This is a genomic window from Mycobacterium gallinarum, assembly GCF_010726765.1.
GTDB lineage: Bacteria > Actinomycetota > Actinomycetes > Mycobacteriales > Mycobacteriaceae > Mycobacterium > Mycobacterium gallinarum.
Map to the genome: position 1 here is coordinate 3,743,435 of NZ_AP022601.1, position 15,300 is coordinate 3,758,734.

Sequence of the window (15,300 nt, forward strand, 5' to 3'; positions counted from 1 at the left end):
CTGGAGAATGCCTGCGCGCACAATATAGGAATGCAATTGACGCATTTCGGCCATTCGTGCTTACTCGCCAACTTTCGTGACGATTCGGCGAACGACACTACGATTCTGTTCGATCCGGGTACGTTCTCCCACGGATTCGAGGGCATCACCGGCCTGTCGGCCATTCTGATCACCCATCAGCATCCCGATCACGCCGACACATCGCGGCTGCCCGCTCTCCTCGACGCCAATCCGCAGGCCGCGCTGTACGCCGATCCACAGACCGCCGCGCAGCTCGGCGGTTCATGGCAGGCGGTGAACGTCGGCGACGAATTGAGCATCGGACACCTCACCGTCCGCGGCACGGGCGGGCGCCATGCGGTCATTCATCCGGAAATCCCAGTGATAGACAATATTTCGTATCTCGTTGGCGATGGCACCCATTCGGCGCGACTGATGCATCCCGGCGATGCGTTGCACGTTCCCGGCGAGCCGGTCGACGTGCTCGCGACACCGGCCGCCGCACCATGGATGAAGATCTCCGAGGCGGTGGACTACCTGCGCGCGGTCGCTCCCACGCATGCGGTCCCGATCCATCAGGGCATCGTCGACCCCAGCGCCAGGGGCATCTTCTACGGCCGACTCGAGGAGATGACCGACACCGACTTCCAAGTACTCGCAGAGGAGAACGGCACGGAGTTTTGACCAGGCTGCGATTCACCGGCCACATCGCGGGATTCGGTACCGAAGCGGGTGTCCGGATGGTCGTCGGGGCGTGGGAGAAGTCGCCGTTCGGCCGCTTTGCCGACGTCATGGTCGAATCGGCGGACGGTGAACGCACCTTACTCGCACCGACATCCGTCATCGCCGAATTCGTCTCGCAGACCTACACTTTCGACCGGATAGAAATCGGGGAGGTTGATGTCCGGCACACCGCCGAGGATTTCAGCGTCACCGCGCCCGGGCTCGCGGTGTCCGGCATCCTCGGAGGTCCCGCGCCGTTCGACTGGTTGCTTCGGGTGGTACCACCGAGACTGATGAGAACGCCGGCCTGGCTGCGCCTCATCAATCCGCTCGCGACGATGCTGGTACCGGGCGTTCGCACCGCGGGCAGCGCGGGCAATGGGCGTCGCGAGTACTACGGGGTCCGACGCACAAGGCTCATCACAGCCGTCGACGGCACCTTCGAAGCAGACGACGTCGGCGGGCTCACGGCGCTGCACCCGCCGGTGCGATTCGGCTTCTCGTCCGCACCGTCGACACCGCAGTTCGTGGCGGTGACCACCACCATCGACCTGCCCTAGCCGACGTCCCTCGCCGCCGCCCGACCCGCTGCTCGGCCGGAGAACACACAGCCGCCGAGGAAGGTGCCCTCCAGCGAGCGGTAACCGTGCACGCCACCGCCCCCGAACCCGGCGGCCTCACCGGCGGCATACAGCCCACTGAACACTGAACCGTCGGCCTTGAGTACCCTGGAATCGAGGTCGGTTTCCAACCCGCCCAACGACTTTCGCGTCAAAATATGTAGTTTGACCGCGATCAGCGGACCCGCTTTGGGGTCAGTGAGAGGATGCGGTGCGACGACGCGGCTGATTTTGTCGGAGATGAATGCGCGCGCACCGTGGATCGCGGTGATCTGGCTGTCCTTGGTGAACTTGTTGACGGTCTCGCGATCGCGGGCGGTTACCTCCTCCTCCACGACGCCGTAGTCGAGCGGCTCGACGTCGGGCACCGCGTTCATCTTGGAAACTAACTCCCGCAACGAATTCGCCGTCACAAAGTCGACACCCTTGTCGACGAACGCCTGCACGGGCGGCGGCGCACCCGGCCGCACGCGGCTGAGCACCTTACGCACACTGCGCCCGGTCAGATCGGGATTCTGTTCCTGCCCCGACAGACCGAACTCCTTCTCGATGATGCGGGCGTTCAGCACCCACCACGTGTAGTCGTGACCGGTTCGGGCGATGTACTCCAGCGTGCCGAGGGTGTCGAAGCCGGGGAACAACGGCGGCGGCAGACGCTTGCCGGTGGCGTCCAGCCACAGCGACGACGGGCCGGGAATGATGCGGATACCGTGCAACGGCCAGATCGGGTCGTAGTTCGTGATGCCCTCGGTGTAGTGCCACATCCTGTCGCTGTTGATCACTCGCGCGCCTGCCGTCTCGCTGATGCCGATCATCCGGCCGTCGACGTGCGCGGGCACACCACTCAACAATTGTTCGGGTACGCGGCCCATGCGCGTAGGCCAGTTCTGGCGGACGAGGTCGTGGTTGCCGCCGATCCCGCCGCTGGCGACGATCACCGCCTGCGCCCGCAATTCGAAGTCGCCGACCGAGTTTCGGGACGACGCCTCACCACGGGCCGCGTCGGACGGCTCCAGCACCGCGCCGCGGACCCCGACCACGGCGCCGTCCTCGACAACAAGCTCGTCGACTCGACGGCGATGCGCGAAGGTCACTTTCACGTTGTTGCGCAGGCGACGCGCGAACACGTCCACGATCGCCGGGCCGGTGCCCCAGGTGATGTGGAACCTCGGTACCGAATTCCCGTGTCCGCGAGCGTCGTAGCCACCACGCTCGGCCCACCCGACCACAGGGAATGTCTTCAGCCCACGCTCGCGCAACCAGCCGCGCTTTTCGCCGGCCGCGAAGTCGACGTAGGCGTGCGCCCACTGGCGCGGCCAGTGGTCCTCGGGCCGGTCGAATCCCGCCGCGCCGAGCCAGTCCTGCAGCGCCAACTCGAAGCTGTCGCGGATACCGAGCCTGCGCTGTTCGGGGCTGTCGACGAAGAACAGCCCGCCGAACGACCAGTACGCCTGACCACCCACGTTGTTGGCGTTCTCCTGATCGACGATCAGGACCCGGCGGCCACGTTCGACGAGCTCACACGCGGCGACCAGGCCGGCGAGACCAGCTCCTACGACAATGACATCAGCGTCTGCCATGCCGCCACGTTAGCGGCCGCGGACTATGCGGCGTCTGTCAATGCGCTGTACGGCGTCCACTGATAGACGCCCGGCGTGCACCGGTGCATGAGGGAGAGGTCGACGGCGTCGAGCATCGCCTGCCGCGGTCCTGGCCGACGCAGATGACGGGCCGCTACGGCGACCCGAACGACGCCGTCGCGCCGTGCCGTGCGTTCGGCGGCGAGCACCAACGTGCGGCACCACCACGCCTCGGTGAGAAAACCCTCGCCGATGCCGAGCACCCGGGCGCGCACCGTCGTATCACGCACCAGGTCGGTGATCTCGTTGAGTGCAGCAAGCATACGAAAGCCGTTGCGAGGCAGCGCTGTCACCGTGCCAGGCGACACGGTCCAGCCTGGGGCGACGAACAGTCGCGTGCGGAGCCCCACGTGTTCCATCACGCGGTCAGCGGCCATCAGTCGCAGGTTCGCCTCGTGTGCGGGCAGGGTCGCGAACTCGCCGCGCCGTTTCTTGGTACTCGCTTCGTCGAAACCGTGCAGCACGATCGCATCGCCCGCATCGCGCCGTCCGCTGAGCCACTGCACGGTGGGCGTGTCTTCATCGAGCCGGTATCCGCCCTTGATTCGCGGTGCCACCAGAAACGACACCGGCACTGCGCGCGCGTCGAGCTGACCGCAGAAGTCCTCGACCTCGGGCATCGTGCGGTCGCTGATCCCGGAAATCGAGACGATCAGTTGTCCAGCCACGCGCCCAGTGTGGCAACTTCAGGTGTCGCAACGGTTTCTGACACCCTGCGCGCAGTTGTCCATCCGGTGCGAACTACCGGGGCAGCACTTCTTCGATGGCCGCGATGACCTCGGGAGCGTCCGGTTCGGTGCGTGGCCGTATCCGCTTGACCACGGTGCCACCCGGTGCGAGCAGGAACTTCTCGAAGTTCCACTGGATGTCGCCCGCTTCACCTGCGTCGTCGGCCGCCTTGGTCAGCTCGGCGTACAGCGGATGGCGGCCGTCGCCGTTGACGTCGGTCTTCTCCAGCAGCGGGAACGTCACCCCGTAGGTGCTGGAGCAGAACTCCGCGATCTCCTCGGCCGAACCCGGTTCCTGACCCATGAACTGGTTGCACGGCACGCCGATCACGGTGAGCCCGCGGTCGCGGTAGTCCTTGGCCAGCCTCTCCAGCGCCGTGTACTGCGGCGTGAGTCCACATTTCGAGGCGACGTTGACCACGAGTACGGCGCCGTCGGCGAGTTGGCCGAGCGTGGTCGGTTGGCCGTCGAGCGTGGTCAAGGGGATGTCGGTGAGCGATGTCATGCCTGGCACGCTACCTGTTCTTGAAAAGCATCCCCGCGACTCGGTGCACCGTCGACATCGGATCGACACCGTCGTCGATGTCGGAGATGTTGCCGTTCAACCACAGCAGCGAGAATCCGTGCACCAGAGACCATGCCGCCAGTTGCGCCGCTCGCGGGTCGTTTTCGGCCCGCGCATCGTCGAGAGTGCCGACGCCACGGACGAGTTCGGCACCCGCCGCGTCCTGCGCCGCGATCAGCTCCTGGTTGTCGGGATCGACGAGCGAGCGGTCGAACATCACCGCGTAGTGTCCGGGATTCTCCAGTGCGAAACGCACGTATGCCCTTGCGGCGTCGATGAACTCGGGGCGGGCACCGTCGAGAGCGGTCGCCAGCTTGCGCCAACCTTCGGCTGCCAGCGCGGTGAACAGCCCGCGACGGTCGGTGAAGTGATGCGCCGGGGCGGCGTGCGAGACCCCGGCGGCACGAGCCAACTCGCGAAGCGAGATCCCATCGGCCCCCCGCTCGGCGACCAGTTTGGCCGCCTCCGCGAGGATCACGGCCTTCAGGTCGCCGTGATGGTAGGAATCCCTGGTCATCCCGTGATCATACCGCCGATCTTGACAATGCCTAGATCTAGGAACGGTCGAGCAGTTCTTCTTCGTATGCGCCGCCGACATGGTTGGCCTTGGCGGCGTCGAGCAGCCATGCGTACTGGAACGCCGTTTCCTTCCACCGCTCGTAGCGGCCGCTGATGCCGCCGTGGCCGGCGTTCATCTCGGTCTTGAGCAGCACCTCGGGTGCACCGTCGGGTTGGGTGTGCCGTAGCGCGGCCACCCATTTCGCAGGTTCGACGTACAACACTCGGGTGTCGTTCAACGACGTCATGGCGAGGATACGCGGATAGCGCTTGGCCTCGATGTTCTCGTACGGCGAGTACGACTTCATGTAGTCGTATACATCGCTGTCCTGCAACGGATTACCCCACTCGTCCCATTCGGTGACGGTCAGCGGCAGGGTCGGATCCAGGATGGTTGTCAGGGGATCGACGAATGGCACCAGGGCGAGGACACCCGCGAACAGATCGGGAGCCATGTTGGCGACGGCCCCGACCAGCAACCCGCCTGCGCTGCCGCCGTACGCGACGATGGTCTCGGCCCGGGTGATGTCGGTGCCGACGAGATGCTGTGCGACGGTGACGAAATCGGTGAACGTGTTCTTCTTCTCGAGCAGCTTTCCGTGCTCGTACCAGGGACGCCCGAGCTCGCCGCCGCCTCGGACGTGGGCGACGGCGAACACCATGCCGCGGTCGAGCAGTGAAAGGCGGGCGATGGAGAATCGTGGATCCTCACACGACTCGTAGGCCCCGTAGCCATACAGCAGCGTCGGTGCCGGGTATTGCAAGCCGATGCGGTGGACGATCGAGATGGGAACCCGCGCCCCGTCGGCAGCCACCGCCCAGTCGCGACGCTCGACGTAGTCCTCGGAGCGATAGTCGCCGAGCACCGGTTGCTCGCGCAGCAGCGTGCGCTCCCCCGAGGCCAGGTCGACGTCGTAGATCCGCACCGGGATGACGAACGAGGTGGCGCCGATCCGCAGCTTGGGTGAGCTCCAGTTGGGGTTTCCTCCCAGCCCCGCCGACATCAGTTCCGATTCGAAGGTGAGTTCCTCGGGATGGCCGTAGGTGCCGTTGGCGTAGATGGGCCAGAGCTGGATCTTCGGCAATGCCTCGCTTCGGTAGCCGACGACCAGGTGTCCCTCGAACGCGTCGACCGAGTCGAGGCGAACGTCGTCGCGGTGCTCGATCAGCGTGCGGAACGTCATCGGGTCCGACACCGGCGCCTCGACGAGCGTGAAGTTCTCCGCACCGTCGTTGTGCAGGATCAGGAATCGATCCTCACCGCCGACGATGGCGTGTTCCACCGAGTACTCGACCAGCTCGCGGCGCGGCCACACCTGCGTGAACTCCGCCTGCGGGTCGACAGCGTCGCCGTATCGAACCTCGGTCGTGACAGCGCTACCCGCGGCGATGAGGATGTACTTGTCACTGCGCGTACGCCCCACTGCGAGCCAGAACTTCTCGTCGGGCTCGTGATACACCCGCTCGGCAGGTAGGCCGGATCCGATACGGTGCCGCCACACGGTGTCGGGCCGCCACGCATCGTCGACCGTCGTGTAGTAGACGGTGCGGTTGTCCGCGGCCCACGTCACGCCCGCACTTATGCCGGCGATCTCGTCGTCGTACATCGCACCGGTTCGCAAGTCCTTGAACCGCAACGTGTATCGCTCATCGCCCTTGGTGTCGACCGAGAAGGCAAGGACGTTTCCGTCGATGCTGACCCCCGCCGCACCCAGCGCGAAGAAGTCGTGGCCTTCGGCCTCCACGTTCTCGTCGATGAGGATCTGCTCGCCGGGGATCTCGGTCTGCTCGTCCAGCTCCGGCGGCGTCCAGTCGTTGAAATCGCCTATCGGGCAACGGCAATGCACGTTGTACTGCTTACCCTCGAAGCTGCGGCCGTAGTACCACCAGTCGCCGCGTCGAGTGGGCACCGAGAGGTCGGTCTCCTTGGTGCGGGCCTTGATCTCGTCGAAGATCTTCTGCCGCAGGTCCGCGAGGCCCTCAGTGGCGTTGTCGGTGAACTCGTTCTCCGCCTCGAGGTACTCGGTCACCTCGGGATTGGATTTGTCGCGCATCCACTCGTAGGGGTCGATGAAGACGTCGCCGTGATGCTCACGCCGAGCATCGACGCGCTTTGCAATTGGGGGCTTCATGCACCGATCCAGTCATCGAACTTGAGGCCCGAGATGCGTTCGTAGGCTTCGATATAACGCGCACGGGTCGCGTCGACGATTTCTGCGGGCAGCGGCGGCGGTGGTTCGTCTCCGTGACGGTCCCACCCGGACTCCGGGCCGATCAGCCAGTTGCGGACGAACTGCTTGTCGAAGCTGTTCTGCACGACGCCTTCCTGATACTCGTCGGCGCGCCAGTACCTGCTGGAATCCGGCGTGAAGATCTCGTCGGCCAGCCGCAGGTTGCCGTCGGCGTCGACGCCGAACTCGAACTTGGTGTCGGCGACGATGATGCCCTTGGTCAGCGCATGGTCGGCGCCCTGGATGTAGGTCTGCAATGTGCGCTCGCGTAGCTGATTGGCCCGCACCGCTCCGACCAGATCGATGACGTCGTTGAAGGAGATGTTCTCGTCGTGCGCACCGAGTTCGGCCTTGGTCGCCGGGGTGAACAACGGCTCGGTGAACCGGCTCGCCTCGACCAGACCCGACGGCAGCGGGATACCGCACACCGAGCCGGTCTTCTGGTAGTCGATCAGCCCGGAGCCGGTCAGGTAGCCGCGGGCCACCGCTTCGACGGGCATCATCTCGAGTTCGGTGACCACCAGCGCGCGGCCCAGGACCTCTTCGGGAATGCGTTCGTCGTCTGGTGGGCCCGCCAGATGGTTGGGCGCCTCGACGAGGTCGAAGAAGAACACGCTCATGGCGGTCAAAATCCGGCCCTTGTCGGGAATCGCGCTGTCGAGGATGTAATCGAAGGCCGAGATCCGGTCGGTGGCGACAAACAGCAGGTGCTCGTCGTCGATTCGATACAACTCGCGAACTTTGCCGCTGGCCAGATGCTGGTAGTCGGACAGAGCGGGGCGCATCGGGCCAGCCTATCGGGCAGCATCTGGTTCATGAGTTCGCGGTTTCTTCCCTATGCCACCACGCCGTCGCGCCTGCTGGCCCAGCTGATCAGCGACATCATCGTGATCACCTGGGCGGTGATCTGGGTGCTGGTCGGCATGGCTGTCCATGCCGCCGTGTCCACGATCGCCGAAGTGGGCCGTCAAGTGCAGGAGGGCGCCAACGGCGTCGCCGACAACCTCAACTCAGCCGGTGACAACACCGACGACTTTCCGCTCGTCGGGGAGTCGCTGGCCAAACCCTTGCGGGCGGCGGCCGAGGCGGCGCTCGACATCGCCGGTGCCGGGCAGAGCCTGGACTCGACGGCGTCGTGGCTGGCGTGGGTGCTGGCGCTGGCAGTGGCCGCGCCGCCGATTCTCTTCGTCGCGCTGCCCTGGCTGTTCCTGCGTATCCGGTTCTTCCGTCGCAAGTGGATCGCAATCACGTTGGCACGAACGCCTGCGGGTGAACAGTTGCTCGCGATGCGGGCATTGGCGAACCGGCCGTTGAACAAGCTGCTGGCGGTCGACGACGACCCCGTCGGAGCGTGGCGCAGCTACGACCCGGTGGCGATCCGCGGCCTCGCGGCGTTGGAATTGCGGGCGGCCGGCGTCCGACGCGTCCGCCAATGACGCGATTTGTGCACGATTTGGAGCGCGCACCGCTCGCGATCGTGCACAAATCGCAGGGAGGGAACCGTCAACGCGCTGGCTGACGTCAATACGAGGTGCTCGATGACTTTCTCCGTCGACATGACGGTGTAATCACCCTCGCACAAGCGAAGGCGTGTGGACTCAGCCGGCACGCTGTCAACCGCTGCGAACGCTCGGGGCATTGGCGCCGCTGTTTCCCGGGCGTCTACTTCGTCGATGACAGACCCTTCACCGATTCGGCGCGTATCAGGGCAGCGGTTTGGGGACTCGGTAGGTCCGCGACGGGTAGCGGATTGACTGCGGCGTGGTGGCACGGCCTAACGAAGTTCGCTCCCGACATTGTTGAAGTCACCGTGCCGAGAGTGAGCAACCATCGACGGCGACACGGAGTGCGTTCGCGACGGCGCGACCTTTCATCGAAAGACGTCGTTGAGCGACGGGGGCTTCGTGTCACCGAACCGGCACTGACCGTCATTGAAGCCGCAGTCCGCAGAGGCGGAGGCACCGAGTTGATGGACAGAGCATTGCAGGGCGACTTCGAGCTCACTCAGCTGTGGCGTGCGCACCTTCGCAACAAGGGTCGGCATGGATCGCCTTCGGCTCGCCGCTTACTCCAGGCAGCATCCGACGGTGCGCGCTCGGAAGCCGAACGACTCCTGGTGCGACTGCTGCGAGCCGCCAAGGTATCCGGGTGGAAAGCCAACTTTCCCGTCTGTGGCTACTTGGTCGACATCGCTTTCCCGAATGAGAGGGTGGCGGTCGAGGTCGACGGCTGGGCATTCCACAGCGACCAGAGGACCTTCCAGCGCGACCGCGCGCGTCAGAACGCCATCGCGCTCAGTGGCTGGCAGGTTCTGCGGTTCACCTGGCTGGATCTGACGGAGCACCCGCAGCGCGTGATCGCCGAAATCGTCGCAGCTCTCCGACAGCCACGATGAGCCACGCCGCGAACGCGATCCAGAAGAACGTCAGCGAGATCGTGACAAACCATTGCCAGCCGGTTTCCACGAACATCGCATAGGTCGCCGACGAGTACATTCCGAGCGGGAAGACCGCGGGCCAGCCAAGCCCCACCGATCGCCGAACCGCCACGTAGCCGAGCACCGGAATCCACACCGTCGCCACGATCCACGTCGCGATCGTCACCGCGCGCACGCCGTCGGCGATCGGCCCGGGAATCAGCGCGTGATGCAGATGATCACCGGCCAGCGTCGCAATCGCTATGCCGCCCATCAAAATCCATACATCAGGTTGAACCAGCTCCGGCGACGACGCATCGTGACGCACCCGCCACAGCACCAGCCCGGTCATCGCCAGATACAGACAGATGCCGAGCACCCAGAAGATGAACGCCCAGAAGACGACGTCGAGTTCGGCGAAGACGATCGCCAACCCGGACGTCGCGACCGCAGCGAGCTCCCATCCGCCGCGGGCACGATCGCGCAGCCCCGTCCACCGGTGCCGCCACATCGAGCGAGCGGCCAACGGCGCCAACGACAACCAGCCCTGCAACGCCAGGCCGACCAACACCCACAGCACGATGCGATGATCGGCCAGCCGCGCACCCACCACCGCGCACGCCGCGATATAGGTGAACAGCGCCAGCGTGACATTGGGATCGCGCACATCGAACTCGCGCCAGGCCTTGGCCACAAGAAACATCAACACCGGCAGCCCAACTGCGGCAAGGACGATCAGGATCTCACTGATGACACCGAGGCCGTGATCCGCGGCCGCGATCGACACGATGCCGGTCGCCATGACCGCCGCGAATACGTCGGGTCTCACGGCCGCAGTTCGACCACCATGTGGCGGACGCCCGTGTGCCGGTTGCTGCGCGTCCACTCGACGGACTTGACCAGCCGCACCGACCCGAACCGCGTCAGCAGCTCCTCATAGAGCACGCGCAGCTCGAGCCGCGCCAGGTTGGCACCAAGGCAGTAGTGCACTCCCTGGCCGAATCCCAAGTGCGGGTTGGGTTTGCGGGTGATGTCGAAAGTATCGGCATTCGCGAACACCAGCGGATCGCGATTCGCCGAGCCCTCCCAGATCTGCACCTTCTCGCCGGCCTTGATCTGACAGCCCGCCAGTTTCGTATCGCACGTCGCGGTCCGCCTCTTCGACGGCGACGGCGACGTCCAGCGCACCATCTCCTCGACCGCGGTCGGCAAATGCGCCAAATCTGAACGCAGTGCCTGGAATTGGTCTGGATGCTCGATCAACGCCAACAACCCGCCCGCGACGGCATTGCGCGTGGTCTCCGCACCGGCGCTGAACAGCAGGCTAAAGAACAGGTACAGCTCCATGTCCGAAAGGCTCTCGTCCTCCACCGTCGCGTTTGCGACCACCGACAGCATGTCGTCGGTCGGCGCGGACCGCTTCGCCGCGATCAACTCCTGGCCGTAGGTGTACATCCGCGAACCGGCTTCCTCCGCGGTCAACTGCCCCAGCTGGCCCAATTCAGCTCTCCTGGCCCTGCCGAAATCGAACTGCGGCTCGATCGCCTCGAAAAGCCAATGCCGTTCAGATTCAGGCACTCCCAGCAGTATGCAGATCATCTGCATCGGCAGCTCGGCTGCCACGTCGACCAGGAAATCAAAGGCACTGCACGGCTCGATCTCGTCGAGCAGCCGGCGGGTGCGGGTGCGCAGATCGTCTTCGACGCGGGCGATCATCCGCGGTGTCAGACCTGAGCTGACCAGCCGGCGGATGTGCGAATGCCGCGGGTCGTCCATCATGTTGAGGACCTGCCCCGCGACCGCCAAATCCTGCAGCAGCGTGCCGCCGAACGGCCGCGTACCGCCGGTCACCGACGAGTACGTCACCGGATCCCGGAACACCGCAAGGGTTTCCGCGTAGGTCGCGACGGACCAGAAACCTTCGTTGTCGGGGGTGTTGGCGGTCGGCTCGTGCCAGTAGACGGGCGCCTCGCGACGGTGCACCGCAAACAGATCGTGCGGAAACCCGTTGGCGAAATTGTCGAGGTCGGTGAAGTCGATCTCGGCCAGCGCACCCGCCACTGAGGTCACAGGATGGCGCCCGACGTGTATTTGGCCGCCTCCGGATACCGGCTGACCAACTCGCCCACCGCCTCGACGACGCGGTCGACCTGATCGCCCGCCGCACCCGTGAACGCCTGCTTGTCCGCCAGTGCTGCGTCGAGCGACATCCGGTCCAACGGCAGTCGCGGGTCTGCGGCCAGCCGGTCCAGCAGGTCGGGCTCCTGGCCCTTCTCCCGCATCGCCAGCGCCACCGCGACGGCATGTTCCTTGATCACCTCGTGCGCCGTCTCCCGGCCGACGCCTGCGCGCACCGCTGCGATCAGGATCCGCGTCGTCGCCAGGAACGGCAGATACCGGTCGAGCTCGCGCTGAATCACCGCCGGATAGGCGCCGAACTCGTCGAGCACGGTCAGAAAGGTCTCCGTCTGCCCGTCGATCGCGAAGAACGCGTCGGGCAACGCCACCCGCCGCACCACCGAGCAGAAGACGTCGCCCTCGTTCCACTGCGCGCCCGCGAGCTCGGCTGCCATCGACGCGTAACCGCGCAGCACCACCTGCAGCCCGTTGACACGTTCGCACGAGCGCGTATTCATCTTGTGCGGCATCGCCGACGAGCCGACCTGGCCGGGCGCGAAACCCTCCGTCACCAGTTCGTGGCCCGCCATCAGCCTGATCGTGTGCGCCATCGACGACGGTCCCGCACCGGCCTGCACGAGAGCCGACACGACATCATGGTCCAACGATCGTGGGTAGACCTGGCCGACGCTGGTGAAAATGTCTGTGAAGCCGAGGAATTCGGCGACGCGCCGCTCCAGATCGGCCAGTCTCGACGTGTCGCCGGAGAGCAGGTCGAGCATGTCCTGTGCGGTGCCCATCGGACCCTTGATGCCGCGCAGCGGATACCGGTCGATGAGTTCACGTATCCGGGTCAACGCGACCAGAAGCTCCTCGGCGGCCGACGCGAACCGCTTGCCCAACGTCGTCGCCTGCGCGGCGACGTTGTGCGAACGTCCCGCCATCACCAAGTCGCGATAGACGACGGCACGCTCGGCGAGCCGAGCCACCACCGCGACACCGTGCGAGAACACCAGTTCCAGGGAGCGACGGATCTGCAGCTGCTCGACGTTCTCCGTCAGGTCGCGAGACGTCATGCCCTTGTGCACGTGCTCGTGGCCCGCCAGCGCGTTGAACTCCTCGATGCGCGCCTTGACGTCGTGGCGGGTGACCCGCTCGCGCGCCGCGATCGACGCGAGGTCGACGTTCTCGAGCACCCGCTCGTAGTCCTCGACCACGCCCGCGGGGACATCGACGCCCAACTCGGCCTGCGCTTTCAGCACCGCCAGCCACAGTCGCCGCTCGGCCACGACCTTGGCCTCCGGCGACCAGATGGCCACCATCTCATCGCTGGCGTATCGATTGGCCAGCACATTCGGGATCGACACAAACACACAGCTTACGGCCCCGGTAAGGCAGTCTTGCCGTATGTACTTCGTTGGGCTCGATCTCGCATGGGGTGAGAAGAACCAGACCGGTGTTGCCGCCATCGACGCCGACGGCAGGCTGCTGCACGTCGGGGCCGCCGGGGACGACAACAGCATCATCGCCGCGATCGCGCCCTATACCGGCGACGCGTGCCTGGTGGGTATCGACGCTCCCCTGATCGTCAAGAACGCGACGGGACACCGTCCCGCCGAGGCCGCCTACAACCGCGATTTCCAGCGCTTCGAGGCCGGCGCGCGCCCGGCCTTCACCGACAAGCCCGAGTTCAAGCATCCCCGTGGCGCGCGGATCGCCGAAGCGCTCGGTCTCGACCTGGACCCCTCGTCGGATGCGACCAGGCGGGCGATCGAGGTCTTCCCGCATCCCGCGTCGATCGTCCTGTTCAATCTCACCAAGACCCTCAAGTACAAGCGTGGACCGTTCGACGAGCGCAAGGCTGCGCTGCTGACGTTGATGACCCATATCGAGGGTCTCGACGCGGCCACTCCGAGGTTGCGCGTCAATCGCAACGTCGCGTGGGTTGCACTGCGTAAGCGAGTCGAGGCGGCCACCCGGCCGTCACAGCTGGACCGCGACGAGGATCCCGTCGACGCGGTCATCTGCGCCTACGTGTGCTTTTACTGGTACGACAGACCCGAAGACGTCACCATCTACGGCGACGCCGAAAGCGGCTACATCGTCACCCCGACGCTGCCTGGCGACCGTGTCAGGAAGCCGAATCAGGCCGCAGCACAACCGGGTTCGGACGATATCGTCACGCGGCTCGAGCAGGTGCAACAGATGATCGAGCGGGCTCAGCGTGAGCTCACCGCGATCCGCCGACAGCTCGGAGGCTAGTCCGGCAGCTCGGCAAGCTGCGTGGGATCGGTGATGCCCTTCTGCTTGATCCCGAGTTGCTTGTTGATCAGCAGAGTGATTCCGAACAGCACGATGCCGATCACCAGCAGGATCCCGGCGAGCAGGTACTGGGTTCCCGGACGGCCGGACAGCGGTGTCACGAGATAGAGCGAGGCGATGAAGCCGATCACCGGCAACGCCGTCGGAGTCTTGAAGTGGCCGCCGGCCTGCTTGACGTCGCGACGCAGTACCAGCACCGCGACGTTGACCATTGCGAACACCGCAAGCAGCAGAAGGGAAGTCGTGCCACCCAGCACTGAAATCGCCGAATCACTGGCGAACGCGGACACGTAGAAGATCAATCCGAACGCGATCGTCGTGGTGAACAGAATGGCCACCCACGGGGTGCGTCGGGTCTTGTGCACCGACCCCAGGACGGGGGGCAGGACATGTTGGCGCGCCATACCGTAGATCAGCCTGCTGGCCATCAGCATGTTGATCAACGCGGTGTTCGACACGGCGAACATCGTGATGAATGGAAAGAACGTGCCTATCGGCAAGCCCGGCGCCGCGGCCTCGACCACGTCGACCAGCGGTGTCTTGCTCGCCGTGAGTTCGCCGATCGGCACCAGCGCCACCGCGATGATCGACACCAGCACGTAGACGATGCCCGCGATGGTCAGGCCGCTCAGCAGAACTTTGGGGAAGATCCGCACCGGATCCTTGGTCTCCTCGGCCATGTTGACCGAGTCCTCGAATCCGACCATCGCGAAGAAGGCCAACGAGGTCGCTGCGGTGACGGCGACGAAAGTGCTTCGCTCATCCTCATTTTCGAACAGGATGATGCGGGAGAAGTCGAGGTTGTCGCCGCCCTGGGTAAATGCCCACAGCCCGACCACGATGACCAACAGCAAGCCGGTGATCTCGATGATCGTCAAACCGACATTGAGCTTGACACTTTCGCTGACACCGCGGAGGTTGACCGCGGCCAGCCCGGCCATGAACAGCAAGGCAATGGTCGCGATTCCGACCTTGCCCCAGTCCAGTCCGAAGCCCTTGATCAGGTTGGACGCGAATGCCTGCGACGCGGTGGATGCCGAGGTGATGCCCGAGCACATCACGACGAAGGCGACGATGAAGGTGAAGAAGTGGATGCCGAATGCCTTGTGCGCGTAGAGCGCTGCGCCCGCCGCCTGCGGATACTTGGTCACCAGCTCCAGATATGAGAACGCGGTGATGGTCGCGATCACAAAGGCGAGCAGGAACGGCAGCCACGCCGCACCGCCGACCTCGCCGGCCACCTGCCCGGTGAGCGCATAGACGCCGGTGCCGAGGATGTCGCCGACGACGAACAACAAAAGTAGTCCCGGGCCCATCACCCGTTTCAGTTCCGGCTGCCCCTCCGCAGTTTCCGGCTTTGTCACGATGCGCCTCCTGCC

General features: G+C 65.2%; 15 protein-coding genes. 5 read left to right on the forward strand and 10 right to left on the reverse strand.

Annotated elements, in window-relative coordinates; translation table 11 throughout:
• Positions 1-30 precede the first annotated feature (30 nt).
• Together G6N42_RS18320 and G6N42_RS18325 are read left to right on the forward strand one after the other, a co-directional pair.
• Complete coding sequence (locus tag G6N42_RS18320) at positions 31-684, forward strand: MBL fold metallo-hydrolase (protein ID WP_163731037.1); 654 nt, start codon at positions 31-33, stop codon at positions 682-684.
• The gene (locus tag G6N42_RS18325) at positions 681-1,283 is read left to right on the forward strand and encodes a hypothetical protein (protein ID WP_174262106.1); all 603 of its coding nucleotides are present in this window, start codon (positions 681-683) and stop codon (positions 1,281-1,283) included. Before G6N42_RS18320 ends, G6N42_RS18325 begins: the two co-directional genes overlap by 4 nt.
• Here G6N42_RS18325 and G6N42_RS18330 read toward each other — a convergent pair.
• From G6N42_RS18330 to G6N42_RS18355, 6 genes are all read right to left on the reverse strand, one after another.
• Positions 1,280-2,923 (reverse strand): FAD-binding dehydrogenase, encoded by a 1,644-nt coding sequence (locus G6N42_RS18330; RefSeq protein WP_163731040.1) that lies wholly within the window; start codon positions 2,921-2,923, stop codon positions 1,280-1,282. The two genes, G6N42_RS18325 and G6N42_RS18330, sit on opposite strands and share 4 nt — an antisense overlap.
• Before the next feature lie 23 nt (positions 2,924-2,946).
• The gene (locus G6N42_RS18335; RefSeq protein ID WP_163731043.1) at positions 2,947-3,651 is read right to left on the reverse strand and encodes a DUF2334 domain-containing protein; all 705 of its coding nucleotides are present in this window, start codon (positions 3,649-3,651) and stop codon (positions 2,947-2,949) included.
• Between the two features lie 73 nt (positions 3,652-3,724).
• Complete coding sequence (locus G6N42_RS18340) at positions 3,725-4,216, reverse strand: glutathione peroxidase (protein WP_163731046.1); 492 nt, start codon at positions 4,214-4,216, stop codon at positions 3,725-3,727.
• 10 nt (positions 4,217-4,226) lie between these two features.
• Positions 4,227-4,793, reverse strand: coding sequence for a TetR/AcrR family transcriptional regulator (locus G6N42_RS18345; RefSeq protein WP_163731049.1), 567 nt, complete (start codon positions 4,791-4,793; stop codon positions 4,227-4,229).
• 37 nt (positions 4,794-4,830) lie between these two features.
• Positions 4,831-6,966 (reverse strand): S9 family peptidase, encoded by a 2,136-nt coding sequence (locus G6N42_RS18350; protein ID WP_163731052.1) that lies wholly within the window; start codon positions 6,964-6,966, stop codon positions 4,831-4,833.
• Positions 6,963-7,850, reverse strand: coding sequence for a phosphoribosylaminoimidazolesuccinocarboxamide synthase (locus G6N42_RS18355; protein ID WP_163731055.1), 888 nt, complete (start codon positions 7,848-7,850; stop codon positions 6,963-6,965). Before G6N42_RS18355 ends, G6N42_RS18350 begins: the two co-directional genes overlap by 4 nt.
• 30 nt (positions 7,851-7,880) lie before the next feature.
• Here G6N42_RS18355 and G6N42_RS18360 point away from each other — a divergent pair, with 30 nt between their 5' ends.
• Entirely contained in the window at positions 7,881-8,501 is a 621-nt protein-coding gene (locus G6N42_RS18360; protein ID WP_163731058.1) for a hypothetical protein, read from the forward strand.
• A 95-nt stretch (positions 8,502-8,596) separates the two neighbouring features.
• Positions 8,597-9,460, forward strand: a complete 864-nt coding sequence (locus tag G6N42_RS18365) for a DUF559 domain-containing protein (RefSeq protein ID WP_163731061.1) — start codon at positions 8,597-8,599, stop codon at positions 9,458-9,460.
• Here the strand turns inward: G6N42_RS18365 and G6N42_RS18370 are convergent.
• The 3 genes from G6N42_RS18370 to purB are packed head-to-tail and all read right to left on the reverse strand — an operon-like array spanning position 9,384 to position 12,966.
• Positions 9,384-10,310, reverse strand: a complete 927-nt coding sequence (locus G6N42_RS18370) for a tellurite resistance/C4-dicarboxylate transporter family protein (RefSeq protein WP_163731063.1) — start codon at positions 10,308-10,310, stop codon at positions 9,384-9,386. The genes G6N42_RS18365 and G6N42_RS18370 overlap by 77 nt on opposite strands.
• The gene (locus tag G6N42_RS18375) at positions 10,307-11,542 is read right to left on the reverse strand and encodes a cytochrome P450 (RefSeq protein ID WP_410506652.1); all 1,236 of its coding nucleotides are present in this window, start codon (positions 11,540-11,542) and stop codon (positions 10,307-10,309) included. Before G6N42_RS18375 ends, G6N42_RS18370 begins: the two co-directional genes overlap by 4 nt.
• 5 nt (positions 11,543-11,547) lie before the next feature.
• On the reverse strand, positions 11,548-12,966 hold the full coding sequence (gene purB / locus G6N42_RS18380; RefSeq protein WP_163731068.1) for an adenylosuccinate lyase: 1,419 nt from the start codon (positions 12,964-12,966) through the stop codon (positions 11,548-11,550).
• Positions 12,967-13,006: 40 nt separating this feature from the next.
• On the opposite strand from purB, the gene G6N42_RS18385 reads away from it, so the two are divergent.
• A complete protein-coding gene (locus G6N42_RS18385) occupies positions 13,007-13,861 on the forward strand; it encodes a DUF429 domain-containing protein (protein ID WP_163731070.1) in 855 nt (284 codons plus the stop codon).
• On the opposite strand, the gene G6N42_RS18390 is transcribed toward G6N42_RS18385, so the two are convergent.
• Positions 13,858-15,285: an APC family permease gene (locus G6N42_RS18390; protein ID WP_163731073.1), complete on the reverse strand. Its 1,428-nt coding sequence runs from the start codon at positions 15,283-15,285 to the stop codon at positions 13,858-13,860. The genes G6N42_RS18385 and G6N42_RS18390 overlap by 4 nt on opposite strands.
• Positions 15,286-15,300: the final 15 nt, after the last annotated feature.

Coding starts and splice junctions, on each gene's coding strand:
- G6N42_RS18320 (WP_163731037.1), top strand. CDS start 31: ATGCAATTGACGCATTTCGGCCATTCGTGCTTACTCGCCAACTTTCGT.
- G6N42_RS18330 (WP_163731040.1), bottom strand. CDS start 2,923: ATGGCAGACGCTGATGTCATTGTCGTAGGAGCTGGTCTCGCCGGCCTG.
- G6N42_RS18340 (WP_163731046.1), bottom strand. CDS start 4,216: ATGACATCGCTCACCGACATCCCCTTGACCACGCTCGACGGCCAACCG.
- G6N42_RS18345 (WP_163731049.1), bottom strand. CDS start 4,793: ATGACCAGGGATTCCTACCATCACGGCGACCTGAAGGCCGTGATCCTC.
- G6N42_RS18350 (WP_163731052.1), bottom strand. CDS start 6,966: ATGAAGCCCCCAATTGCAAAGCGCGTCGATGCTCGGCGTGAGCATCAC.
- G6N42_RS18355 (WP_163731055.1), bottom strand. CDS start 7,850: ATGCGCCCCGCTCTGTCCGACTACCAGCATCTGGCCAGCGGCAAAGTT.
- G6N42_RS18360 (WP_163731058.1), top strand. CDS start 7,881: ATGAGTTCGCGGTTTCTTCCCTATGCCACCACGCCGTCGCGCCTGCTG.
- G6N42_RS18385 (WP_163731070.1), top strand. CDS start 13,007: ATGTACTTCGTTGGGCTCGATCTCGCATGGGGTGAGAAGAACCAGACC.